The organism is Pseudomonas sp. ASL7, assembly GCF_056680375.1.
Genome location: NZ_CM155279.1, coordinates 1,770,449 through 1,794,803, shown reverse-complemented (window position 1 = coordinate 1,794,803; position 24,355 = coordinate 1,770,449). Strand labels below are relative to the sequence as shown.

At 59.9% G+C, this 24,355-nt stretch carries 22 protein-coding genes and 1 pseudogene; 15 read left to right on the top strand and 8 right to left on the bottom strand.

Going from position 1 to position 24,355, the window contains the following annotated elements:
* The first annotated feature begins 92 nt into the window (after window positions 1–92).
* Window positions 93–1,595, top strand: coding sequence for an aldehyde dehydrogenase family protein (locus AC1MDT_RS08225; RefSeq protein WP_480421546.1), 1,503 nt, complete (start codon window positions 93–95; stop codon window positions 1,593–1,595).
* A gap of 64 nt (window positions 1,596–1,659) precedes the next feature.
* The gene (locus AC1MDT_RS08220; protein ID WP_480421545.1) at window positions 1,660–2,010 is read left to right on the top strand and encodes a BON domain-containing protein; all 351 of its coding nucleotides are present in this window, start codon (window positions 1,660–1,662) and stop codon (window positions 2,008–2,010) included.
* Between the two features lie 69 nt (window positions 2,011–2,079).
* Here AC1MDT_RS08220 and AC1MDT_RS08215 read toward each other — a convergent pair whose 3' ends face one another.
* Window positions 2,080–2,727 (bottom strand): MliC family protein, encoded by a 648-nt coding sequence (locus AC1MDT_RS08215; protein ID WP_480421544.1) that lies wholly within the window; start codon window positions 2,725–2,727, stop codon window positions 2,080–2,082.
* Between the two features lie 164 nt (window positions 2,728–2,891).
* A complete protein-coding gene (locus AC1MDT_RS08210) occupies window positions 2,892–3,677 on the bottom strand; it encodes a LuxR C-terminal-related transcriptional regulator (RefSeq protein WP_480422731.1) in 786 nt (261 codons plus the stop codon).
* Between the two features lie 127 nt (window positions 3,678–3,804).
* Here AC1MDT_RS08210 and AC1MDT_RS08205 point away from each other — a divergent pair, with 127 nt between their 5' ends.
* The 3 genes from AC1MDT_RS08205 to AC1MDT_RS08195 all read left to right on the top strand — a co-directional run bounded on the left by AC1MDT_RS08205 (window position 3,805) and on the right by AC1MDT_RS08195 (window position 7,024).
* Window positions 3,805–4,620, top strand: coding sequence for a carbon-nitrogen hydrolase family protein (locus AC1MDT_RS08205; RefSeq protein ID WP_480421543.1), 816 nt, complete (start codon window positions 3,805–3,807; stop codon window positions 4,618–4,620).
* Between the two features lie 88 nt (window positions 4,621–4,708).
* On the top strand, window positions 4,709–5,818 hold the full coding sequence (locus AC1MDT_RS08200) for a polyamine ABC transporter substrate-binding protein (protein WP_480422730.1): 1,110 nt from the start codon (window positions 4,709–4,711) through the stop codon (window positions 5,816–5,818).
* An 81-nt stretch (window positions 5,819–5,899) separates the two neighbouring features.
* Window positions 5,900–7,024 carry a DmpA family aminopeptidase gene (locus AC1MDT_RS08195; protein ID WP_480421542.1) on the top strand — a complete coding sequence of 375 codons (1,125 nt, stop codon included), beginning with the start codon at window positions 5,900–5,902 and terminating at the stop codon, window positions 7,022–7,024.
* 322 nt (window positions 7,025–7,346) lie between these two features.
* Here the strand turns inward: AC1MDT_RS08195 and AC1MDT_RS08190 are convergent.
* The 4 genes and pseudogenes from AC1MDT_RS08190 to AC1MDT_RS08175 all read right to left on the bottom strand — a co-directional run.
* Window positions 7,347–7,478, bottom strand: a pseudogene (locus tag AC1MDT_RS08190) (alanine racemase); the annotation flags it as partial.
* A 77-nt stretch (window positions 7,479–7,555) separates the two neighbouring features.
* Window positions 7,556–9,958: an exo-beta-N-acetylmuramidase NamZ domain-containing protein gene (locus tag AC1MDT_RS08185; RefSeq protein ID WP_480421541.1), complete on the bottom strand. Its 2,403-nt coding sequence runs from the start codon at window positions 9,956–9,958 to the stop codon at window positions 7,556–7,558.
* Window positions 9,910–11,178, bottom strand: coding sequence for a putative glycoside hydrolase (locus tag AC1MDT_RS08180; protein ID WP_480421540.1), 1,269 nt, complete (start codon window positions 11,176–11,178; stop codon window positions 9,910–9,912). The genes AC1MDT_RS08185 and AC1MDT_RS08180 overlap by 49 nt, the downstream gene beginning before the upstream one ends.
* Complete coding sequence (locus AC1MDT_RS08175) at window positions 11,175–12,011, bottom strand: polysaccharide deacetylase family protein (protein WP_480421539.1); 837 nt, start codon at window positions 12,009–12,011, stop codon at window positions 11,175–11,177. The genes AC1MDT_RS08180 and AC1MDT_RS08175 overlap by 4 nt, the downstream gene beginning before the upstream one ends.
* Before the next feature lie 550 nt (window positions 12,012–12,561).
* Between AC1MDT_RS08175 and AC1MDT_RS08170 the strand changes: the two genes are divergently transcribed.
* Together AC1MDT_RS08170 and AC1MDT_RS08165 are read left to right on the top strand one after the other, a co-directional pair.
* On the top strand, window positions 12,562–13,269 hold the full coding sequence (locus AC1MDT_RS08170) for a phosphoribosyltransferase (protein WP_480421538.1): 708 nt from the start codon (window positions 12,562–12,564) through the stop codon (window positions 13,267–13,269).
* The gene (locus AC1MDT_RS08165) at window positions 13,262–13,918 is read left to right on the top strand and encodes a dienelactone hydrolase family protein (RefSeq protein ID WP_480421537.1); all 657 of its coding nucleotides are present in this window, start codon (window positions 13,262–13,264) and stop codon (window positions 13,916–13,918) included. Before AC1MDT_RS08170 ends, AC1MDT_RS08165 begins: the two co-directional genes overlap by 8 nt.
* A 6-nt stretch (window positions 13,919–13,924) precedes the next feature.
* On the opposite strand, the gene AC1MDT_RS08160 is transcribed toward AC1MDT_RS08165, so the two are convergent.
* Together AC1MDT_RS08160 and AC1MDT_RS08155 are read right to left on the bottom strand one after the other, a co-directional pair.
* Window positions 13,925–15,292 carry an erythromycin esterase family protein gene (locus tag AC1MDT_RS08160; RefSeq protein ID WP_480421536.1) on the bottom strand — a complete coding sequence of 456 codons (1,368 nt, stop codon included), beginning with the start codon at window positions 15,290–15,292 and terminating at the stop codon, window positions 13,925–13,927.
* 192 nt (window positions 15,293–15,484) lie between these two features.
* Entirely contained in the window at window positions 15,485–16,027 is a 543-nt protein-coding gene (locus tag AC1MDT_RS08155; RefSeq protein WP_480421535.1) for an Hsp20/alpha crystallin family protein, read from the bottom strand.
* A gap of 456 nt (window positions 16,028–16,483) precedes the next feature.
* Between AC1MDT_RS08155 and AC1MDT_RS08150 the strand changes: the two genes are divergently transcribed.
* From AC1MDT_RS08150 to AC1MDT_RS08115, 8 genes are read left to right on the top strand one after another with little or no spacing between them, the layout of a single operon-like run.
* A complete protein-coding gene (locus AC1MDT_RS08150) occupies window positions 16,484–17,326 on the top strand; it encodes a transporter substrate-binding domain-containing protein (protein WP_480421534.1) in 843 nt (280 codons plus the stop codon).
* A gap of 52 nt (window positions 17,327–17,378) precedes the next feature.
* The gene (locus AC1MDT_RS08145) at window positions 17,379–18,200 is read left to right on the top strand and encodes an amino acid ABC transporter ATP-binding protein (RefSeq protein WP_480421533.1); all 822 of its coding nucleotides are present in this window, start codon (window positions 17,379–17,381) and stop codon (window positions 18,198–18,200) included.
* Between the two features lie 11 nt (window positions 18,201–18,211).
* A complete protein-coding gene (locus AC1MDT_RS08140; RefSeq protein ID WP_414908260.1) occupies window positions 18,212–18,883 on the top strand; it encodes an amino acid ABC transporter permease in 672 nt (223 codons plus the stop codon).
* Window positions 18,884–18,893: 10 nt separating this feature from the next.
* Window positions 18,894–19,559 carry an amino acid ABC transporter permease gene (locus AC1MDT_RS08135; protein ID WP_480421532.1) on the top strand — a complete coding sequence of 222 codons (666 nt, stop codon included), beginning with the start codon at window positions 18,894–18,896 and terminating at the stop codon, window positions 19,557–19,559.
* Between the two features lie 37 nt (window positions 19,560–19,596).
* Window positions 19,597–20,478 carry a dihydrodipicolinate synthase family protein gene (locus AC1MDT_RS08130; protein ID WP_480421531.1) on the top strand — a complete coding sequence of 294 codons (882 nt, stop codon included), beginning with the start codon at window positions 19,597–19,599 and terminating at the stop codon, window positions 20,476–20,478.
* Between the two features lie 59 nt (window positions 20,479–20,537).
* On the top strand, window positions 20,538–21,581 hold the full coding sequence (locus AC1MDT_RS08125) for a 4-hydroxyproline epimerase (RefSeq protein ID WP_480421530.1): 1,044 nt from the start codon (window positions 20,538–20,540) through the stop codon (window positions 21,579–21,581).
* Window positions 21,578–22,876: an NAD(P)/FAD-dependent oxidoreductase gene (locus AC1MDT_RS08120; protein WP_480421529.1), complete on the top strand. Its 1,299-nt coding sequence runs from the start codon at window positions 21,578–21,580 to the stop codon at window positions 22,874–22,876. The genes AC1MDT_RS08125 and AC1MDT_RS08120 overlap by 4 nt, the downstream gene beginning before the upstream one ends.
* Window positions 22,873–24,354, top strand: coding sequence for an aldehyde dehydrogenase family protein (locus AC1MDT_RS08115; RefSeq protein ID WP_480421528.1), 1,482 nt, complete (start codon window positions 22,873–22,875; stop codon window positions 24,352–24,354). Before AC1MDT_RS08120 ends, AC1MDT_RS08115 begins: the two co-directional genes overlap by 4 nt.
* The last annotated feature ends 1 nt before the right edge of the window (window position 24,355 follow it).

Below are 24,355 nucleotides of genomic sequence, written 5' to 3'. Positions count from 1 at the left end.
GAGGGGGGCGCCGCAGCCGGTGGCTGGCTGATGACGGTGAATGGCTTTTCCTATACATTTTCCAACCGCCCCCTGCATGGTGAAACCGCTTCATGTCTCTTGCGCTCGAACGTCTAATCGCTGGCACGCCGATCCCGTTTGCCGGTAATCGTGTCTCTGTGGTCAGCCCCGAACTGGCGGCGCGTTTTCAGCCCGGCGACCACCTTCTGGTGGAACAGGTCAGTGGCGAATTGTTGCTGGTTCCCGTCGCCGACCAGAAAGCGGCGGCGGTGGCGATCGAGCGGGCCGAAGCGGCCTTTACGGCGATGTCCGCTGTGTCGGACCAGGCGATCAGCGCGTTCTTCGACTGCTTTGCCCAGCGTCTGGAGAATCCGGATTGCTGGGCCTTGATCGAGGCTGCCAACCTGGCCGACATCGAGTGGGCCATCTCGCGTGGACGTTCGACCACGCGGTTACTCGCCGATGAGCGCATGCGCCGTGACATGATCGCCGGCCTGCGGGCCTGGCGCGATGCGTCAGCCACGCGCGGCAAAGTCATCAGTTGCGTAGAGCATGACGGCTGGAAAGTCGAGCAAGTGGTCTCGCCCCTGGGCATTGTCGCATTCGTCTTCGAAGGCCGGCCAAACGTCTTCGCCGATGCCGCTGGCGTATTGCGCACCGGCAACACCGCCGTGCTGCGCATTGGCAGCGATGCGTTGGGCACGGCGCAAGCCATCGTCACTCACGCATTGAACCCGGCACTGAGTGACGCCGGGTTGCCGGCGGGCGCAGTGTCGCTGGTGGAAAGCGTCAACCACGCCGCTGGTTGGGCGATGTTCGCCGACCGGCGTCTGTCGCTGGCCGTGGCCCGTGGTTCGGGTCGCGCCGTCAGTCAACTGGGCAGCATCGCGCAGCAGGCGGGCACCGCCGTCAGCCTGCACGGCACCGGTGGCGCCTGGTTGATTGCCGATAAGGACGCCGACGCCAAGCGTTTCGCCGCTGTGGTGCGCCATTCCCTGGACCGCAAAGTCTGCAACACCCTGAATGTCTGCCTGATTCACCGCGATCGCGCGGCCGAACTGGTGCCGCTGTTTCTGGACGCCTTGCGACAGGCGGGCGCCACCCGGGAAGAGGGCTGCAAGTTGCACATCGTCGAGGGCAGCGAATCATATTTGCCTGGCAATTGGCTGACCGAAACGGTCGACGTCTACCGTGCCGACGGCTACCAGACCGAAGCGTTGGCCGAGCCACTGCCCGAAGATCAGCTGGGCCGCGAATGGGAATGGGAGGAAACCCCGGAAGTCAGCCTGAAGATCGTCGACGACCTGGACACGGCGATCGCCTTGTTCAATCGCTACAGCCCGCAATTTACCGTGTCGCTGATCAGTGAAGACGGTGTCGCGCATGAACGTTTCTACAACGCGGTCAACGCACCTTTTGTCGGCAACGGCATCACCCGCTGGGTCGATGGCCAGTACGCGCTGAACAAGCCAGAACTGGGGCTTTCGAACTGGGAGAGTGGCAGGTTGTTTGCTCGCAGCGCCATTCTCTCGGGAGATGGGGTCTTTACCATCCGCAGTCGCATGACCCAGACCGATCTGTCAGTCAAACGCTGAACATCCTGACGCCGAACTATACTTAATAGGTGTTTGTGTCTGTGATTCGAGAGAGGGGTCTGCCATGAAACTTCAATCCTTTAAGCATTACTCTGATCAACTGGAAACAGTCGCTCACGACGCGTGGATTACCGCCCGGGTGAAGTCGGCCCTGGCACTGGGCGAGCCGTCCCTTGGCCTGCAGATCCATGTCAAAACCTATGCGGGTACAGTGGCGTTGAGCGGTCGCGTCAACACCCATAAACAGTGTGAGCAGGCTGTTGCTCTGGCCCGCACGGTGCCGGGTGTCGTCGAAATCGATGCCCGGGAATTGCTGACTCACGTGTTCACGCCTGGCAGTGTTCCAACACCGCCCAACGCCGAGGAAAACATGGAGAGTCGCGCACAATCGTCAGAAAAACCGGACGACAAATGAAGCACACCCGTTGAGTCGATGCGGCTTTCCTGTGAACCGGGGGCCGCATCGATTGTTATGCGCGGTAAATCAGCCTACCGGCTCGGCAGTACAACTCATTTGCGCTGAGCCAGGTTTCTGGAAAAGGACCACATCACCGTCTTGCCAGAAGCGATAGTTCCCGAGGGAATCCTTGCCCGTGTATTGGGTTCCGGAATCACTCGGCACCTGGTTCAGGGTGATCGAGGTGTTCGCCCATTTCAGGTACACGACACCCGGTTGCGTGGTAAAGAAGGTGGCGGCAATCAGCGCGTTAAACCCTGTACAACGAAAAGCCAGAGGGCCTTCGGTGAGTCTGTCCGGGTCCTTGGTTCGCACAATGGCCGAGCCTTGGCGTAGTTGATGGGCGCGCTCGGCATAACTGCGGATCGTGCACGTCTTGGGCTCCCGATCGGAGGCACACTGATTGCGGGCGTCGATCCAGAACTGCTGGTCGATCATGACTTTGTCTGGACGCGGTACTGAATGTTCATCCGTGAGTGCCAGGCGATAAAGACGCGTCAATTCGATATCCATCTGCGCGAGTTGCGAATCGCGACAGATCAGCTTTTCGATGGACGCCCTTGCCGTGGCGCAGTCGAAGCTGGTCTTGAAGGACGCTGCGTTCGCACAGGTGCTCGTCACCGCGAACATACTGGCAGTGACCAGACAGGCAAGAAGGGCTGTGACCGTTTTCATGTGGGCGTTACCCAGATCATGAGGAGTAGACAGACTAAAGATCAAAGAATGCGCTACTGCATAACAGGCTGAAAACTGTATTTTTGACTTTTTCCATTCAGCCTCATCTCGACATAAAGTTGCGGAAAACTCAATACCGCAACCGTCCCTCGATAACGGCGACCTCAGCTCTGCGCGTTCAGAAACAGTGAGAACAGCTCGGTCTGGGATTTAATCCCGAGTTTGCTGTACATGTGCTTGCGGTGGACCTTCACGGTCTCGGCGGAAATCGCCAGCTTGCGCGCGATCTCCTTGTTCGAGCAGCCGCTGAGCATTAGCCGACCCACTTCCAGTTCGCGGGCAGAGAGCGGCGAGTCCAACTGCTGGTCAGTGGCATCCAGCCAGTTCTGCCAGCGTGGTGTCGGCGCCGGGGGCTGCTCCGGTACCTCTCGTTCGAACGCCATGCGCTGACGCATCAGGGCGGCGACCCAGGACTGGATGAGGCTGAGCAAGGCGATCTGCTCTGGACTGAAGCGGCCCTCGCTTCCCAGCGACAGGCTGAGGGTGCGTTCTGCGTCCAGCTGGACGTTGATGTGCACTTCGTCGGCAACCACATTGAGGCGGAAATAGCGTTGGTAGTAGTCGGTCTGTTCGAAGCACTCCGGCGCCACATCAACAAGCCAGAATAAACCGTTCTGCGGTGCTTCCCGGTTGGCCTGGTAAAAGGGGTCGAGCAGGTACAGGCCTTTGAGGTAGTCCTGAAAGAGCGGGTCCGGCCCGCCATCCTTGCCAGGGCATTCGGCGAGCACCTGCGGCCGCCCATTGCTGAAAATCAGCACGACCCAGCTGTCCACCGGAATGTATCGGTCCAGCAGACGCACCAGGGACAGCCAGAAACCAGGACGGTCAAGCGCTTCAATCAGCCTGCCAATCGCCTGGTGCCAGGCCATGTCCTGCAAGGTCATGCTCACGTTTCTACCCATACGGGGTTACCCCATCGATGTGATTACTTTCCATTCTGTGGCTCTCCATACTCCATCCAGCCCTGGCGGGTGCTGTGCAGTTTGGCGAGCCCACATACACGTGAAAGGATCACCGATGAAGATTGAACTCGTACAACTTACCGGTCGCGATGGCGACACCGCTTATAACCTAGAGCGTACCTTGCAGGCCATCGCTACCTGTGCAGATGATACCGATCTGCTGATATTTCCAGAAACCCAGTTGATGGGATTCGCCAGCGCGCGACAGCTCGCCGAAGTCGCCGAGCCCCTGGACGGACCCAGTGTTCAGGCTGTGCAGCGAGCCGTAAATGAGCGGAACGTCTCGGTGGTGGTCGGCATGGCTGAAAATGACTCCGGCACCTTCTACAACACCTCCCTGCTGGTAACCCCGGAAGGGATCGCCTTGAGCTATCGCAAGACTCACCTTTGGCCTTCGGAACGCGGCGTGTTCCAGCCGGGAGACCGCTACGCCACCGCGCTCTGGAAGGGCGTCCGTGTTGGACTGCTGATCTGCTACGACATTGAGTTGCCGGAAAGTGCCCGAGCCCTCGGTCAACTCGGTGCCGAGCTGATCCTGGTTACTAACGGCAATATGGATCCCTACGGCCCTGTCCACCGCACCGCGATCATGGCTCGCGCTCAGGAAAACCAGGCATTCGCGGTGATGGTCAATCGCGTTGGCGACGGTGATGAAGGCCTGGTTTTTGCCGGTGGGAGTACAGCAATCGATCCCTTCGGGCGCACGCTGTTCGAAGCAGGGCGCGCAGAGTGCCGTCAGGTGGTAGAGCTGGACCTCGACCTGCTGCGCACGGCCCGCCGCGACTATGACTACCTCAGTGACCGCCGCCTGCTCCTTCCAGGCGAGCAGATTGAGCACGAAGAGGGTCTGCGTGAACTACTGATCCCCTGATTTCATCCCAACCACAACAATAATTCACACACTAGCAGGAGCAGTGCGGGTGTCCTTGGACCCGGTACTGACGCTCTGGAGCATCCCGATGAAACCGACTCGTTACATGCATTTCGCGCTGGCCTCACTGTTCAGTTTCGGCCTGGTCTGCGCCGAGGCCGATGACGCTGCCAAGCCCAGTGTTCATATCTACAACTGGTATGACTACATTGCCCCGAACACGGTGAAAGACTTCCAGAAAGAAGCGGGCGTCAGCGCTGTTTACGATGTGTTCGACAACAGCGACGTCATGCAAAGCAAACTGATGGCAGGGCGAAGTGGCTATGACGTAGTGGTCGCCAGTGCCGACCTGCTACCGAACCTGATCAAGGCGGGTGTGCTCAAGAAGCTGGATCGCAGCAAGTTACCCAACTGGTCCCATCTCGACCCTGCCATCCTCGCCAAGTTGCAGACCAACGATCCCGGAAACAGCTATGCGGCCCCTTATCTGTGGGGTACCACGGGCATCGGCTATGACGCGGACAAGGTTAAATCGATCCTCGGCCCGGATGCGCCGGTTAATTCCTGGGACCTGATTTTCAAGGAAGAAAACCTGGCCAAGCTGAGTCAATGCGGCGTGGCCATGCTTGACGCCCCTAGCGAGATCATTCCCATCGCGTTGCACTACCTTGGACTGCCCTACAACAGCCAGAACCCGGAGGATTACAAAAAAGCCCAGGAACTGCTGCTGAAACTGCGTCCCCATATCGCCTACTTCGATTCTTCCAAGTTCATCTCTGATTTGGCCAATGGCAACGTCTGTGTTGTGCTCGGCTGGGCCGGGGGGGTCTCTGATGCACAAAAAGCGGCCGAACTTGCTGGCAGTGGACGCCACCTGGTCTACAGCATTCCACGTGAAGGTGCCCCGGTGTGGGTGGAGAGTCTGGTGCAGCTCAACGATGCGCCGGACCCGGAACAAGGGTTAGCGTTCATCAACTACATGCTGCGCCCCGAAGTCATCGCTGAGTCATCCAACTACCTGAGCTATCCGAACGCCAACAAGGATGCCACCGCGCTTGTCGAGCAGAAAATCCGCGACAACCCCGGGGTGTATCCGTCCAAAGAGGTGTTGGACACGCTATTTCCGCTTGAACCACTCCCGCTGAAGATGGAGCGCGTGCGTACCCGCACCTGGAACACAGTCAAGACCGGCGCTTGATTGGCAGACGCGGCTCTGCTGCTGACTCACCAATCCTTTTCCTGAAACAAGTCAAACAAGAGACAGATGATGAAAGACACGATGAAACCGCGTGCTCGCGATCTGAACATCCAGTTCGGCCAACTGCAACCGGGTCCCCTCAACGCCATCACCGATGTGCCGGGCGTACGGGTCGGCCACAGCAATGTGCGAGGACGCACCGCCAACGGCCGTGACATCCTGACCGGCGTCACCCTGATCGAACCGCGTGCCGGTTCCACCAGCCAGCAACCGTGCTTCGCCGGCGTCCATGTGCTGAACGGCAACGGCGATGCCACCGGTCTGGAGTGGATTCGCGAGGCGGGACTGTTGACCAGCCCGATCGCCTTCACCAACACCCACAGCCTGGGTGTGGTGCGCGATGCGCTGATTGTGCTGGACCGTGAGCAGCAACCGGATGACGGGCGGCTCTACTGGAACATGCCCGTGGTGCTGGAGACCTACGACGGCTTGCTCAACGACATCAACGGCTTTCATGTGAAACCCGAACACGTGGCCGAAGCCCTGCGCTCGGCGGTGAGCGGCCCGGTCACTGAAGGCGCGGTGGGAGGTGGCAGCGGCATGATCTGTCATGAATTCAAGGGCGGGATCGGCACGGCTTCACGGCGTCTGAACGCTGCCCAGGGCGGCTGGACCGTTGGCGCCATCGTCCAGGCTAACCACGGCATCCGCAATGAATTGCGCGTCGATGGCTACCCCGTCGGACGCTACATGGAACAGGTCGACTCGCCGTTTCTCAAAGCGTCACTGCCGCATCCGGGCATGGGCTCGATCGTCGTTTGCCTGGCCACCGATGCGCCGTTGCTGCCGCACCAATGCACGCGCCTGGCGCAGCGTGCCAGCCTTGGCCTCGCCCGTACCGGCGGCGGTAATGAAGACCACAGCGGTGACATTTTCATTGCCTTCGCCACCGGCAATCAACACGTGCCACCGGCTGCTTACGAGAGTAAGCGCGCGCCAACCACCGACAACCTGAGCATGGTCAACAACGACCACATCAGCGAGTTGTTCCTGGCCGCCACTGAAGCCGTGGAAGAAGCCATCATCAATGCCTTGCTGGCCGCCGACACCGCCGAAGGCAACGGGCATGCGGTGCCGGGGCTGGATGCCGAGACGCTGCTCAAAGCCTTGCATCAGGCGGGCTGGCCGGGAGCGACGCACGGCTAACTGACTGAGCAATATTGGGGCGGTGCGTTCGCTTAGCGTACGTGCCGCCTCGATCACATGACATCGCCGGGTTTCAGGGAAGAGATCGCAACTGCGGTGAAGCTGACTGGCTAAAACCTGAATGTCGGTCTGTAGCAGCTGGAGAAGCCTGCGTTCGGCGGCGCAGCCGTCGTAAAACCTGCGCACGAGGTGTTTCTGATGCGCCGCGTTGGCTGATTTCACGACGGCTTCGCCGCCGAACGCAGGCTTCGCCAGCTGCTACAGATCGCATTACCGCTTAACTGATCGGCATTAGGTGCCTGCGCACCTTCTTTTGTCTCCCTTATCTGGACTTCAAGACTTTCGGATTGGAATTGCCCCAGATCGTGTACAGGTCCGCCGACAGCGCGCCGTTGATGGTCTCAAACTCGGTCTGGGCAATCTCTTCATCGCCTTGTTTGCCGTACACCACGACCGACTAATACCGTGTTCATGATTCGGCCTTCGCGCTTCTCCTTTAACGTTGATAGGGATTGACGTCTGCGCGCACGCTCAATAGAGCAGGTTCTGCTGCCGCAGTGTGGCGAAGTGCGCAAGCGCCGCGGCGTCGAGTGTTTGCGCCGCATCCGCTCTTACGCCGTCCTGAATCGCTTGCCACACGGTTTGCGAACCGACCGAACCGTGGGTCGCCGCAAGGTTGAATCTGTCGGGGTAGAGCGCGTGCAGTGTGGCGAGCAGCGACAGTCCCAGGTTTGCCACAGGATGTCGATCGGGGGCCGCGTCGCGAGTGATGCTCACACCATGACAGAGTTGGCCGTGCCAGTTGGACTCGGTGGGGACGAAGTCGACCGGCTCGAAATGCGCGCCCGCATCGAGCGCATTCAGCGCGGTGGCGAGCCGGCGTGCGTCGATCCACGGCGCGCCGAGCCACTCAAACGGATGCGGTGTGCCACGCCCGACACTCACATTTGCGCCTTCGAGCAAACCGACATCCGGGTACAGGTCGAGTTGGGACAGCGTGCGCAGGTTCGGCGATAGCGGCACCCAACCCAGGCCGGTGTCGGCAAAGGTCATTGTGCGTAGGTAGCCCTGCATCGGCACCACGCGCAAATCCGCGCCAATGTGTTTGTTGCGATTGAACAGGTTCGCCAGTTCGCCGACCGTCATGCCGGGCTGAAGCGGCGCGGGGAAATAGCCAGTGAAGGATTCATGGCCGCTGTCCAGCACCGGTCCGCCGAAGCGCTGCGCACCCAGCGGGTCGGGCCGGTCCAGCACAAACAGCGGAATGCCTCGCGCCGCGGCGGCTTCCAGTGCGTAACCGAGCGTCGTTTCATAGGTGAAGAAGCGCACGCCGGCGTCTTGTATGTCAAAGATCAGCGCATCCAGCCCATGAAGTGACTCCACCGGGAAGCGCTGCGTTGCGCCGTACAGGCTGTGTACGGTGAGGCCCGTCGCCGCGTCGCGTGTGTCGCCGACCCGTTCGTCCACATCGGTATCAAGCCCGTGTTCCGGCGAGAACAGCGCCGCCAGGGTAACGCCTGGTGCATGCGCGAGTACGTCGACGGTGCGTCTGCCTTCGGCGTCAAAGCCGCTGCGATTGGTGATCAAACCCACGCGCAGGCCGGCGAGCGGTGCAAACTGCTGCGCCTCCAACACGTCAATGCCGGCCTGCACGGGTCCCGTTGAGGTCGGCAGGCGATTGGCTTCACGCAGCGCCGGCAACGCTGACGGTAACGACCGACCGATTTGTGCAGCGCTCACAGGCGCGGCCCGGCTTGCCAGCAACGCGAGCAACTGCGCACGAAGCGGGCGAGCATCACCGCGGTCGTTCGGGTACACACGGTTGGTCAGGATAACAATGAATTGGCCTGTTACCCGATCGATCCACAGACCCGTACCGGTGTAGCCGGTGTGGCCGATGACGCCAATCGGCGGCAGGCGGTCATGATTCTGCACGAACGGTGCGGCCAGTTCCCAGCCGAGGCCGCGCCACGGCGTGGCCGCGAGCGGTGAGGACGCCGCCGAAAGTGCGGCGATGCTCTCTGGCCGCAGAATACGCACGGTGCCCGCGCGCCCGTCGTTGAGCATCATCTGCGCGAAGCGGGCGAGGTCGTCTGCGGTGGAAAACAGCCCCGCGTTACCCGAAACGCCGCCCATCCATTGGGCCGTCGGATCGTGCACGTGTCCGCGCAGGATGCCGGCCTGGTTGACGATGGTCGGTGCGCTGCGTGCCGCTCGTTCGGCGTCCGGCAGGAAGACGGTGTCGCGCATAGCCAGTGGGCCGAAGATATGCACCTGGCAATACGCGTCAAGCGGCAGGTGGGTGATGCGCTCGACCAGTTCGCCAAGCACCACAAAATTAAGATCGCTGTAGATGACACGTTCACCGGGCGCGCTGCGCGGACGCTGCGCCGCGATCGCGCTCAATACGGCTTCCCGGCCGGCTTGCGGGGGGCGTGCAGGCAGGTCTGGTGGCAGCCCGGAGGTATGCGCAAGCAGGTCACGCACCGTCACTGCGTTTTTGCCGAATGACGCAAAGGCCGGCCAATACTGCGCAACGGGTGCGTTCAGGTTGATACGGCCCGTTTCGGCCAGTTGCATCACCGCTGTGGTGGTCGAGATGACCTTGGTCAACGACGCGAGATCGAACTCGGTGTCCAGCGTCATCGGTTCAGAGGAGGGCGTCGTCGCCCGTTGTCCAAAGGCCTGGCGATAGAATACATGCCTGGCGTCCCCGATCAGGATGACGGCGCCCGGAATACGTCCGGCGGCAATCTGTCCCTCGACGATCCCGGCGACTTGCAGGCGCGTCGCCGCATCGATCTCGGCGGCATCCGCGATCTGCGTAGCCATTGCCGTCGCCATCGCGAAGCCAAGCAACAGTGCCCAGCGTTTGAGTGTACCGATCAACGGCTTGGCAGATCTGCGGCGTTGTAGTGATTGTGTGGGTTCCATAACATCCATCCATCGGAGTCGGCGGCATCAGCGGCGTTTACCTGCGGACTGATTGCCGCCGCGTCAAACACGCGATGATCGAACGCATAGTCGCGAAAGGCTTGCAGCCACGGGCGGAAACGCACGCCTGGCAGGTGGGTGCGATGCACCGCCTTTGTCAGGGAGCGCCTGACAATCTGGCCGGGATCGGCGACCGGGTCGGTCAACCCCGGCAGCCCCCAAGTGAAGCCGGACGGATACAGCATGGGAGAAATATAGTCGAGTGGCGCGCCAAGCCGTTCGATTTGCTGGCCGATCGCGGTGTCGTCGAGGTTCCAGCAGACATAGCCGAAGATGTCCGCGGAGATGAACACGTTATAGGGCGCGAGCCGCGTACGTGCGGCCTGCAGGAACTCGACGATCGCCGCGGTGCGGTTGGTCCGGGTGTTCGGGAGGGCAAAGCGTAGCCCGCTCTTGTCGGGAAAGCGCACATAGTCGAACTGGATCTCGTCGAAGCCCATCCGCGCCGCCTCCTCGGCGACATCAATATTGTGCTGCCAGACGTCGTGGGAAAACGGGTCCATCCATTGCAGGTTTTCGCTATCGCGCCAGGGTTCGCCGTCTGCGGTATGCACGCTCCACTGCGGATGTGCGTCGGCCAGTGGATCGTCCTTGAACACCACGATGCGCGCGATCAGGTAGAGGTGTTGATCATGCAGCCTGGCAAGCAACCCAGGAAAATCCCGTGCATGAGGTGCGCGCGTTGTCACAAGGGCCTCCGCGCCGATGGCCTCGCGTGCCGCACTGCGATAGGGCGTCAGGCCGCGGTCACCCTTGACGTCGATGACCAGTGCATTGATCACGGTGCTGTCGGCAAGGGCGGTGGCGCTGTTGCGCAGGGGTGCGCTGGTCACACCGAACACCGACAGATAAACGGCTTTCGGACGAAATGGAGTCAATTCGAGCGTCACAGGGGTTTCGTCGGACACCTTAGTCTCGGTGCGCAGATACCCTGGGGCGCGGGCCGCGACGCTTTCGGCCGCGTCAGCGGTCTCGAACCGCCCCTGGTCATCGGTTTTTGTCACACCGGCCGACGTCGTGATGGTCGCGCCGGCAATCGGATTACGGGTACTCGAGTCGAGTACGACGCCGCTGAGGGCCAGGGCTTGATCCGCCAGCAGGGCGGTGAAGGCGAGCAACGCCGGGGCGGCCAAACGCCGAAAGGCGCGGATCAAGGTCATGGTGCGCTCCCTGCGGCGGGCGTTGGCTGGGTGGTCGGTTCGCCGAGCAGGCGCGCGAAAGTGTTTGCGCCGTAAGCATCAATCATCAGAAAGCGCGGCAGTGCAAGCAGCCGTGCGTGCCGATCGGCCTTTCGCGCGTCCAGTGTCAAGCCGACGGCATAGCCTTCATCGGCGGCGAGCTTGATCAATTCGTCGTCGTAGATACCGAACGGCCACGCGAGCATGTCGACATGGGAGCCGGTTTGCGACTCGATACGTTGCCGTGATTTGTCGAGTTGTGTGCGCACGAATTGCTGGAAATCCGCTGGCGTACGGTGTCGACGCTCGACGTTGAAATTGGGATGCCAGTACGTATGCGACTGGATATCCGCGAGCCCGGTCTGTTTGAGGGCACGTAATTGCTCCCAGGTCATGGCATAGGACGCGTTGGAGATCGCCGATGGGTAGATAAACAGCGTGACCGCGAACCGCTCGCGCAGCATCACCGGCAGCAGTTTTTCGTATACCGACCGATGCCCGTCATCGACGGTGATCACCACTGGCTTGGGCGGCAACGTCGCATTGGGATCGCGTAGCCAGTCGACCACCTCACGCAGTGGCACGATGTGGTAGCCATGCTCGCGCAGGACACGTAGTTGGGATTCGAAGGTGCTCATGCGCACCGTCATCGAGTCGTCCGCCGTCTCCGAAAAACGGTGGTAAACCAGGATCGTGACGTGTGGTTCAGCGCTGTCCGCGCCCCAGGCCAGTCCGCAAACGCACACCAGCACGGCGCGCATTAACAGCTGGAACACGGTGCTTCGGTGGAGATACATCATGATTTTTCCACACATGTCAGCGCTCCTGCGCGAGCCATTTTCACCGTGTTGCCCGTCTTGCGAGAGCGAGCCAACCGTACCCAGTGTGCAGTGAGCGCACAGCGCCCATCTGATGCAGATCAATTTCGCTCGACGTGGCGTCGTCCACACGTGAGCGAGTTGTCAGATGAAACGAGAGCTCGTTCCGCATTGATTTGATTTAAGTCGACAGCAGGGCCTCATGGGTGGACGATTTTATGAAAAGACCCTATTTGAGGTCTGCGCTCATGAACATCGACAAGGTCATCTACGGCCGGCGCTCGGCGCGTGGCTCCGGCGACGCCCCTTGGCCGCATACGCTGAAGGGGGAGGGCGGCGCTCGGCCTAGTGGCGTAGGACGTCGCTCCAGTGGACGGGTTTTGCGTGGGCATTTGATAAAAATCAACGCCAGAGTAGCCTCAACAGAGGACTCTGAATCAACGCTGGCGCCGGATTCGGCGCAGGCGTCACGACGGGCCTCGGCAACGGGGCAGTGAAGGTCCTGTATTACGAAACGACAGGCGCAGTCGCCTGAGGAGGTATTCCAATGACTCAGATCCCCTCATTGCAAACCACCTTGCAAAACCGGGTAGACGCCGGCCAACGTCTGGTGGAACCGTTGCTCAAATACGCGCATCGACGCGATGTCATCATCCTCGCCTTGCCCCGTGGCGGTGTACCGGTGGCGTATGAAGTGGCCGCCGCGCTCGAGGTGCGCCTGGACCTCATGTTGGTCCGCAAGCTGGGCGTTCCGTCCCACCCGGAGTACGCCATGGGCGCCATTGCCAGTGGCGGCATACAAATCGTTAACGAAGACGCACTACGGGCGCACCCGATTGATCAGGCCGGTTTCGACGCCGTGGTCGCACGGGAAACACGGGAGCTGTTACGTCGCGAGCAGGTGTACCGGGGAACCCGCCCACCTGTGCAACTCAAGGATCAGGTGGTGATTTTGATCGATGACGGTCTGGCGACTGGCGCCTCCATGATGGCGGCGATCCAGGCGGTGCGATTGCAGGCGCCGGCTCGCATCGTCATTGCGGTGCCGGTTGCGCCAGTGGATACGGCAGAGGCGCTGCGCAGCGAAGTCGATGAGGTGATCTGCCCACTCACGCCTGAGTGGATGATGTCGATCGGCTATTGGTACTTGAATTTCTCCCAGACTTCAGATGAGGAGGTCATTGATCTGTTGCGGCGGGCCTGGCAGCGAGAGTCTGATGCCGGGGCCTCCACTCAGGAGCATTTCGATGCTTGAATCTCAATCTCGACAGTTGGACCTGAAGGACGTTGTGTTGTCAGCCGATTTGCGGCTGCCGACCAACGCCAGCGGTCTGGTGGTCTTCGTTCATGGCAGCGGCAGTGGGCGTTCAAGCCCGCGTAATCAGTATGTCGCAGAGTCGCTGGCCAGGCGGCGGCTGGGATCGTTGCTGTTCGACTTGCTCACGGAGCCAGAGCAACGCCTGGACAACCACACTCGGGAATTACGTTTCGATATCGCCTTCCTTGCCAGGCGACTGGTGGCGGTGATCGACTGGGTTGGTCGGGACGTAGCCTTGCATTCGCTACGAATCGGTCTGTTCGGCGCAAGCACTGGCGCTGCGGCGGCGCTGGTAGCGGCGGCCGTGCGCCCGGAGGTGGTGCATGCGGTAGTCAGCCGGGGAGGGCGCACCGACCTGGCGGGTCCGCAACTGTCGCAGGTTAAGACACCCACTCTGCAGATCGTTGGCGCACAGGACCCCGTGGTGCTCGAACTGAATGATCAAAGCCGTCATGCCTTGCGGTGTGAGCAGCGTTTGGACATTGTGGCAGGCGCGACCCATCTGTTCGAAGAACCCGGAGCCCTTGAGGAAGTCGCCAGACTGGCTGGCGACTGGTTTGAAAAGCATCTACGCAGCAACCCTTGATTAGCCTCACACGCCAAACGGAAAGGTTTCGTCTTCCGGTTCGAGTTGCTGGCTTTTCGGCAGTGCCAGAGCTGTCACTGGCTGGGTCTGTTCAATCCAGATCATGGCGTCGAACTGTTCGGCCAGCATCGCTTCGAAGTAGTGACTGCCACGCTCGGTTTCGGGGCGGTAAATCACCCCGATGGCCCGCTCCAACAGCGGTTTGGACAACACCCGGCGCAGTTCTTTGCGCTGAGGGGCTCGCCAGTCGGTCAATGACGCCGGCACACCGGCCTTGAGAAACTGATGTTCCCAACTGTCCGGGCGAGAGGGCAGGATGTCCTTGATGCGCATGTCGCCGTCCCAGTCGTCGGCCGCGGCCACCTGGCCACGGTCGGTGCTCATGCCGATCAGCACGACATCGCGCCCATAGGCACTGCGGCACAGCTGACCGATGTTGAATTGGCCCTTGCGGCCCATTTCCGTGGCGGCCGCGTTGCCAATATGAGAATTGTGCGCCCAGACCACGGCTTTGGCCTGCGGGCCCCGGTGCTCAAGCAGTGCACGTAGTGTGTCGAACATGTGCCGGTCACGCAGGTTCCAGGAGGTGGTCGAGCCTCGATAAATCGCGCGGTAATACTGTTCCGCCGCCTGTACTACACGGGCATTTTGCGCCGCATTAAAGAACGCCTCGTCGTCCTGGATGAGCCCGGCCAGTTGTTCGGCCAACATGGCGTTGAGCTGCTCGATCACCGGCTGCTCACAGGGCATCAAGCCGCCACGTTCGACGAAGTGGCCGTACTGCGCCGGTTCATCCTGCCAAGGCGTCAAACAGCCGTAGCGGCGCCGGGCTTCATGGGCCAACTGCGGGTCGACTCCGTCGAGATAACTCAACACCTCATGAATCGAGTTGCGCAAGCTGTAAACGTCCAGACCGCGGAACTCGACGCGACGCTCAGGGGCGTGTTGGTGGTTAAACTGATGCAGCCAGTGGGCGAAGGCTCTTACCTCGGTGTTGCGCCACATCCAGGTTGGGAATCGGCTGAAAATATGGCGCTTCCAGGCCGTGTGCGCCAACCCCCGGACATACCGGTCGACATAGCCGGCGTCGGGCCAGTCCGCTTCAACGGCCAGAATGTTGAACCCGTGCTGCTCAATCAACCGTTGAGTAATCGCCGCCCGGGTTCGATAGAAATTGCTGGTGCCATGACTGGCTTCACCGATCATCACCACACGCGCGTCCGCGTAGCGATCGAACATTTCACCAAAAGCGGGAGAATCCAGTGTGGGCAGTGGCTCAGCGTATTGGCGCAAAAGAGGTACGATGGTCGCCTCGTCGATGTGCCGAGATGAGCCATACAGTTTATCCAGCAGGTCTTGGGAGGGGGTGTTCATGACCGTTATCCCATAAAAGTGGGTTACCGCCAGTGGCATTGCGCGTGCCTTTTCATCGAGTGCTCAACCGCCCGTAATCAACACGCAGGCTCTCGACACATAGCATTGTCCTGTTAGCTTATTCCTGCACACGGATCACGCGCACAAAAAAACCTTGCCGGTTTCCCGGCAAGGGGCAGGGCAGCCAGGGATTCACTCGCCTTTGATTGGCAGGACTTTATCCGCTTTCATGGCTTCAGGCTTTTTCGGCATCGAGATGCACAGCACGCCTTTGCTGAAACTCGCTTCGATCTTCTCGGCATCGACCCCTTTGGGCAAGTTGAACACCCGCTCGAAGGAGCCATAGTGACGCTCGCTAAGGTGATAGCCCTCTCTTTTTTCTTCCTTGTCCTCTTTCTTTTCCCCTTTGATGATCAGGCTGCCGTTGGACAGTTTGATCTCAATGTTCTTCTGATCCATCCCGGGCAATTCGGCGGTGAGTTCGAAGCTTTTTTCCTTCTCGGTGATGTCCACGGCGGGAATGCTATGGCCGATCAGTTCACGACGCCAAAGTGGATCGACATCGAACAATCCCCGACCAAAGGGTGAAAGCCCCGAACCACGATTGAAGTCTTCGAACAGGTGATCGACCTGGCGCCGCAGTTTTTCCAGGGGCCGCCAAAGGTCTGTCGTCACCGGATGGTGGCTGGATTTTTCTTCGGAGGTGACCGGCATTTTTTTCGTGGAATCGCTCATTTCCAGTACTCCTCTTCGGTAGAAGGCAGACGGCGAACTTCATCTGCGCTGGTCTGCCAGGACAAAACGAATTCGCGACACTCACCCTTACAAGATTAGCGTCAGGGGGCGTAGAGCACCCGTCGATCATTGCAGAAACCAGATCATTGATATCAAAGAGCAACAGACAACCCATGGCTGGGTTGTGCACATGGCCACTGCCTTCAAGCGTCTGGGGCGGGCCTCGACATGCATGCGCTCATTTCCCTCTGACATAAGTCTCAGCAGACGTTTTCCCCACCTGAGAACGCTCGTCCGACCGCTCGGTCATCTTCTTGATAAATTTTTTTCGACGCGTGTTGACAGGTCGCTGCGTTCGATTCTAGTCTGCATACAGCGCTGCACACATGTCGGCGCACATGGTTGTTGAATTTGTACCTTCCTGCCTACAAGAACGAAATCATCGGAGAGGTCAAAATGGCTCAGTTTCTTCCTCGCACCATCCGCAACATGCTCGTTTGTGCTGGCGCCATCGGCGCATTGCTCGCTCAGGTTCCAGCCCAGGCGTCTGATGTTTCACTCTGGAAAGACATTCAGAAAGCGGGGGTTCTAAAGTGTGGGGCAGCCGTGGCTGCGCCTTACGTCATGCGTGATGCCCGTTCGGGTGAATACAGTGGCTACTTCGTGGATCTGTGCCGCGACTTCGGCGAAAGAGTGCTGAAGGTGAAAGTCGAATTCGTCGACACCAACTGGGACAACCTCGTGGCAGGGCTACAGGGTGGCAAGTGGGATATGGCCATGGCCCTGAACCAGACCCCGGAACGCGCGCTGGCTGTGAGTTTTTCAGTGCCGGCGACTGACTACCAAGTCTCGTTGCTGATCAACAAGGACAACCCGAAACTGACGAGTGTCGGCAACTCCATCGCCGACTTCGACAAGCCGGACGTGACCTTCGCGGTGATGTCCGGCACCGCTCAGGACAAGGCCATTTCGTCGGTCGTCAAGCAAGGCAAGATCATGCGCCTGCCAGGCATGGACGAAGTGCGTCTGGCGGTCATGTCCAAGCGTGCCGATGTCCTGGTGGATGCCAGTGACACCAACCATCTGTTTGCCGTGGCCAACCCGGGTTGGTCGAAGGAAATACTGCCCAAACCCGCGCTGGCCAAGCAGGGTGTCGCGTTCGGTGTCCGCCGGGATGTCAGTGCCGCGGACTTGCAGACGCTGAACATCTATCTCTCCCAGCGGCGCGAAACCGGTGAAATCGACGCTTTGGTCGATAAAGCCTCGCAACTCGCCAACGCCGACAAAACCCCTCAGTAAACCCCGCTGATGCCGGGCGCGCAGCGGGCTGCGCGCTCTCGGAGAATGTTCGATGAAAGCTTCCAATCTAGCGGCGGTACCGCCGCGGGCTCAGCACGCCTATGAAACGAAGAGCAGTGAGTTCATTCAACTGCGCGACGTCTATAAATCCTACGGTGAAAACCTGGTGGTGATGGATCACCTGGATCTGGATATGCGGGCCGATGATCGCTTGGTCATCATTGGCCCGAGCGGTAGCGGTAAAAGCTCGTTGCTTCGGGTCATGATGGGACTCGAGAGCATTCAGGGCGGCACCATCCGCTTTCAGGGCAAGCCCTACATCGATGGCAATGCTCGAGGCAAAGGCAAGCCAATGGACTGCTCGCTGCAAACCCAGGTGGGCATGGTCTTCCAGCATTACACCTTGTTTCCGCACCTGTCAGTGCTGGGCAACCTGATTCTGGCGCCGATGAAAGTGCATGGCCTGTCCAGGGCTCAGGCGATTGAAAAGGCTCGACAGTTACTGGCTCGGCTGGGGCTGGAGAGCAAGCTCAATGTTTACCCCAGTCAGTTATCCGGCGGCCAGAAACAGCGTGTGGCAATTGCCCGGGCGCTGATGCTCGAGCCCAAGTTGATGCTGTTCGATGAGGTCACCTCCGCGCTCGATCCCGAGATGGTCATCGAGGTGCAGAACGTGATGCTGCAATTGGCCGAGCAGAAGATGGCGATGATCATCGTCACCCACGACATGCACTTCGCCCGTCATATCGCGACTCGCGTGGTGTTTTGCGCCAACGGCAAAGTGGTCGAACAAGGCCATCCCGATCAGCTGTTCACGCACCCCAAGGAACCCCGCACCCGCGAGTTTCTGGAAAAAGTGCTGCACCTGGACTGAGGACGGCGATCATGAATTATCAATTTGACTTCAACTTCCTTAACGGCAATTTCGGTCTGTTGTGGGATGGCCTGAAAGTCACCCTGCAGCTGGCGCTGGTGTCGAATATTGTCGGTCTGGTGCTGGGCTTTGGCCTGTGTCTGCTGACCCTGAGCCGCTGGTTTTTCTTGCGCTGGCCGGCACAGCTGTTCATTGAGTTCTTTCGTTGTACGCCGGTGCTGCTGCAAATCGTCTGGTTCTTCTATTGCGTGCCAATGCTGTTTGACGTGTTCATCGACCCGATCACCATGGGCGTGCTCGCCCTGGGCCTGAACCTCACCGCGTTCAACGCCGAAGCCTACCGGGCCGGCGTGCAGGCCGTACCGCGTGAACACTTGGATGCCTGCGTTGCATTAGGTCTGCGCCCCTGGCAGCGCACGCTCTACGTGATTCTTCCGCAGGCGCTGCGCAGTGCCATACCGGTGTTGATGACCAACGGCATCTCGATCCTTCAACAGAGCGCACTGGTGGCGATCGTCGCCGTAGGGGATTTGATGTATGTCGGCAAAAGCATCGCCACTGAAGCCTACCGCCCGCTGGAAACCTACTCGCTGATCGCACTTATCTACTTCGCCCTGTCGCTGCCCATCGCCCAGCTGGTGCAGTGGCTGGAGCGTCGTCAGGACGCTGCGCTCGCGCGCTGAGGAGACTGTCATGAATCTTGATTTCACCGTGGTGTTCTCCTACTGGCACGCCTTGTTGCAGGGGTTGGCCCTGACCCTGGCGTTCACCGTGGGGTGCGCCATCCTCGGCAGTTTGTTCGGCTTCTTGTTGAGCCTGTTGCGATCGTCCCGTAGTCGCTGGCTGAGCGTACCTGCCGGGCTTTATGTGGAGCTGTTTCGCGGCACGCCGCTGTTGATTCAGTTGTTCTGGGTGTTCTTCTGCTTCCCGGTGGTGTTCGGCATCGATGTCCCACCTTACGTTTCGGTGTTGCTGGCCCTGACCCTGTACATGACCGCCATCACCAGCGAGACCTTCCGTGGCGCCCTGAAATCGATTCCCGGCGAACAGCATGACGCGTGCGTCGCATTAGGGCTGGCATCGTGGAATAAAACGATCTTCGTCGTATTTCCCCAAGCCTTGCTCAGGGGCATTCCTCCGCTGCTCTCCAATGTGGTTTCGCTGTTCAAGGAGAGCGCACTGATTTCTTCGGTGGGTATCGCCGACCTGATGTTCGTGGGCCAGAACATCTCCAACAGTACAGCCCGCCCGGTCGAGTTTCTCTCGGCGGTGGCTGTCATCTACTTCCTCGTCGCGTTCCCGTTGACCCGTCTGGTCAGCGTGATCGAGACGCGGATGCTGCGCCGCTATGCGTACTAACCCCAACCCTGTCATCCAACTCAGTGGAGTGTCTTCAATGACTCAACTCAAAGGCATCCTGCCTGCCCTGGTCACGCCTTTCGACAAGAGCGGCAATGTCGATTACGACATGCTCTCCAACATTATCGAGTTTCAACTCAAGGCCGGCGTCAAAGGCTTCGTGCCGCTGGGCTCCACCGGTGAATATTACGCACTGACCAATGAAGAGCGGCGCCAGGTATTGGCCACAGTGCGCGAAGTGGTGGGTGACCGTGGTGTGCTGATTGCCGGTGCCAACGGTTCCTGCACCCGTGAGGTCATTGAGCAGGTGAAGCAGACCCGTGACGCGGGCTACACCAATCTGCTGATCGCTCCGCCGTATTACGCGCTGCCATCCCAGGACGAGCTGATCGGTCACTATCAGGCCATCCTCGATGCGGCACCCGATATCAATGTGGTGTTGTACAACTACCCGATACGCACCAACGTTGAAGTCGGTTTTGGCGTGCTGGATGCGTTCAAGGACAACAAGCGCGTGATCGGCATCAAGGAAAGCAGCGGCAACCTGCTGCGTGCCATCGAAATCGGCGGCACCTACAAGGATCACTACCAATTGTCCTGCGGCTCCGATGACCAGGCACTGGACTTCTTCCTGTGGGGCGCGACCAGCTGGATCTGCGGCCCGGCCAATTGCCTGACCCAGCAGGTCTGCGACTTCTACACCCGCTACAGCAGCGGCGACTTGTCTGGCGCCCAGTCCATTGTCCGCTCGCTGTTTCCGGTATTGGCGGATATGGAATCCGGCAAGTTCATTCAGAAGGTCAAATACGGCTGTGAGTTGGCAGGCTTCGACGCCGGCAAGGCACGGATGCCGTTGCAACCCCTGACCACCGAAGAGAAAGCCAGCTTCCGCAAAGCTTTCGAACTGGCTCAGGGTTAATGGCGACTGCCGCATCGGTGGCGACGCCCGACCGGTGCGGCTCTACGGAGTGATATGAGATGACCCGACACGTATTCAACTGCATCGAAGGCCATACCGAGGGGATGCCCGTGCGTATGGTAGTCGCCGGAGCGCCGGAGCTTGAAGGCGCGACCATGAGTGAACGACGCGAACATTTCATGGCCAGGTTCGACTGGATTCGCCGCGCCTTGATGCTCGAACCTCGCGGCCATTCGCACATGTCGGGCACGATTTTCTATCCGCCGATGCGGGCCGACAGTGACTTCAGTCTGCTGTTCATCGAGACCTCCGGCTGCCTGCCGATGTGCGGGCATGCCACCTTGGGTTCCATTACCTTCGCACTGGAGGCCGGCCTGATCGAACCGAAAATTCCAGGTACGGTGGTGGTGGATGTTCCAGCGGGTCAGATTCACGCCACCTACACCCGCAGCGGTGACAAGGTCAGTTCGGTGTGTTTCACCAATGTCCCGTCATTCTTGCTGCACCGTGATTTGATCATCGACTTTGCGCCATTGGGGCCGTTGAAGGTTGATATTGCTTACGGTGGCAATTTTTATCCGATTGTCGACGTGCAACCCAATTACCCGGGTTGTGAACATTTCAGCCCGCAGCAGCTGCTGGACTGGGGGCGGCAGATGCAGGATCTGGTCAACCAATCGGTGGACGTAGTCCATCCAGAAAACCCGGCGATCAAAGGTGTCAAACACTGCATGTGGACAGGCGCGCCATTATCGGCCGAGTCCCAGGGGCGGGCGGTGGTTATTGCAGGGGACAGCCTCATCGATCGTTCCCCGTGTGGCACCGGCAGTTCGGCCCGGGTCGCTCAGCGATTTGCCCGTGGCTGGCTTGCCGAAAACGGCGCCTATCGCCATGAAAGCCTGATTGGCAGTTTTTTCGTGGGGCGTGTGGCGCAGCAGCTTCAATTGGAAGATGGCCGTTCTGCGATTCGCCCCAGCATTGAAGGACGGGCGTGGATCACCGGAAGCGCGGAGTTTATTGTCGACGATACCCAACCCTGGTGGGATGGCTTCAGTCTGGAAGATTTTGCCGCTGCGGCCTCGGCGCAAGAGAATTCGCTATGACACCTCTGCAGTCCGTTGCACAAGCACCTTTCTTGCGTGAAAAGGCCGTCGTGGTCGGCGGGGGAATCGTTGGCGTCTGTTGTGCCCTTTATCTGCAACGAGAAGGTTATGCGGTGACCTTGATCGACCCCGCAGCGGCGGGTGACAGCACCGCCAAGTGGAGTTGCGGACAGATGGCGGTCAGCGAAGTCATCCCGCTGTCCAAGCCCGGCATTCTGAAAAAAATACCCGGTTGGCTGCTCGACCAAAAAGGCCCTCTGGCGCTAAGACCCGGCGCGTTGCCCGGCATCTTACCGTGGTTCCTGCGGTTTCTGGCGTGTGCCAGGCATTCGAAAATCGTCGAGATTTCCGAGGACATGGCGACCCTCACGCATCATGTCTACGAGGACTATGCGCCCTTGCTGGAGGTCTGCCCGGACAAGAACCTGATAGGGGAGAGGCCGATCATCGAGGTGTTCGACTCGCCCTTGGGGCTGAATCACGAACGTCCACACCTGGAGCTGCGCAAGGCGCTGGGCTTCAAGTCCGAGGTACTCGATCACGCTGCAATCTCCGACCTTGAACCTTCCCTGGCGGGTAAATTCAGCCATGGCCTGCTGTTTTCGGACTGGCGCTCGGTCAGCGACACCAAAGGCTTTATCGAGGCGCTGACACAAAGCTTTATCGACCAGGGCGGCGTGCGGGTGCGTGCCCAGGTCAAACGGCTCGATGAAGTGGCCGACCGTGCCAGTGGCGTCACATTGACCAACGGTGAGCGCTACGCTGCCGACCATGTGGTGATTGCAGCAGGTACAGGTTCGCGACAGTTTTTCCAGCAGATTGGCGCGCAGATTCCCTTGGCCGGGATCGCGGGTTATCAAGTGCTGCTGCCGACGCCAGGGGTGGAGCTTCGGCACTCGGTGATCTATGCCGATGGCGGGTTCGGCTTCAGCCCGATGACCCGAGGCTTGCAGATCGGAGGAACCATCGAGTTCGCCAGCCAGAATGCCGAACCCAACTTCAAGCGCGCCGACATCATTCTTGAGAAGGCCCGAAAGATCCTTCCGCAGTTGCAACTGGACAACATTGAGTACGGGATCGGTTATCGCCCGTTTCTTCCCGACACCAAACCCGTCATTGACCGCAGCAGCCGTTTTTCCAACGTATTCCTGGCATTCGGCCACGGCCAGCTCGGCCTGACCTTGGGCGCGACGACCGGGCGACTCATTGCCGACATGGTGGCCGGTCGCACCCCCGCCCAGGACTTGACCCCTTTTAGCGCCAGGCGCTTTGCCCTTTTTGGAGACCACGCATGAAATCCTATGACCAGCTCTATATCGACGGCCAGTGGGTTCGCCCGAACAAAGGTGGCACGTTTGACACCATCGACCCCAACACTGAGTCGGTCATCACTCAGGTCGCTGCAGCAACGGCGGAGGATGTCGACCTGGCGGTAAAAGCCGCGCGCCGTGCCTTCGATGAAGGCCCGTGGCCGCAAATGAGCGGAGCCGAACGTGCGACGATTCTGCGGGCCATCGCCACCGGTATTCGCGCACGTCAGGACACACTCGCTGAGCTTGAGGTGCGTGACAACGGCAAACCATTACCCGAAGCCCTTTGGGACATTGGTGATACGGCGGGTTGTTTCGATTTTTACGCCGATTTGGCAGACGACCTGGACGGTCACCGTGAACAGCGCATTTCACTCGCGGATGAACGCTTCACGTCGATCGCACGCAAGGAGCCGATGGGGGTCGCGGGGGCCATCATTCCCTGGAACTTCCCAATGTTGATGGCCGCCTGGAAGGTGGCACCGGCCTTGGCCGCGGGTTGCTGCATGGTGCTCAAACCGTCGGAGCTGACCCCGCTGACCGCCCTCGAACTGGCAGACATTGCCCATCAGGCGGGCTTGCCTGCCGGTGTGCTCAATGTCGTGACCGGCCTGGGGCCTGAGGCCGGCGCGCCGCTGAGCGAACATCCAGGCATCGACAAACTGGCCTTTACCGGCAGCGTTCCGACCGGCACCCGGATCATGCAAGCAGCCGCTCGCGATATCAAAAACATCAGTCTGGAACTGGGCGGCAAGTCGCCCTTTATCATCTTCGATGACAGTGACCTCGAAGCGGCTGTCGAGTGGATCATGTTCGGGATTTTCTGGAATCAGGGCCAGGTGTGTTCGGCAACCTCCCGGGTGCTTGTTCAGCGGGCGCTGTATGAACCGTTGCTCAAGCGTCTGGTGGCGCAGACTCAAAGCCTGAGCATCGGTAACGGGATGAACGAGGGTGTATTGCTCGGGCCTCTGGTCAGTCGCGGTCAGTATGACAAAATCCTGGAAGCCATCGCACGCGGGCGAGAGGAGGGCGCAACGCTGCTCACCGGTGGGACTCGCCCGGCGAACTGTGAGAAAGGCTACTTTCTGACGCCGGCGATCTTTGCCGATGTGCCGGAGGACAGCTGGATCTGGAAAGAAGAAATTTTTGGCCCGGTGGTGTGTGTTCGTCCCTTCGACGATGAGTCTGAAGCGCTGCGCAGTGCCAATGACTCACGCTTTGGCCTCGCCGCTGCTGTGATGTCGCGGGATCTGGAGCGGGCCGAGCGTGTCGCTCGTCGTCTGCGGGCGGGTATTGTCTGGATCAATTGCTCGCAACCGACCTTTACCGAAGCCCCTTGGGGTGGTTACAAACAAAGCGGCATCGGGCGTGAGCTGGGGGAGTGGGGATTGAACAATTACCTGGAAACCAAGCAGATCACTCGCTATGACAGCGAGCAGCCGTGGGGCTGGTACATCAAGTAAA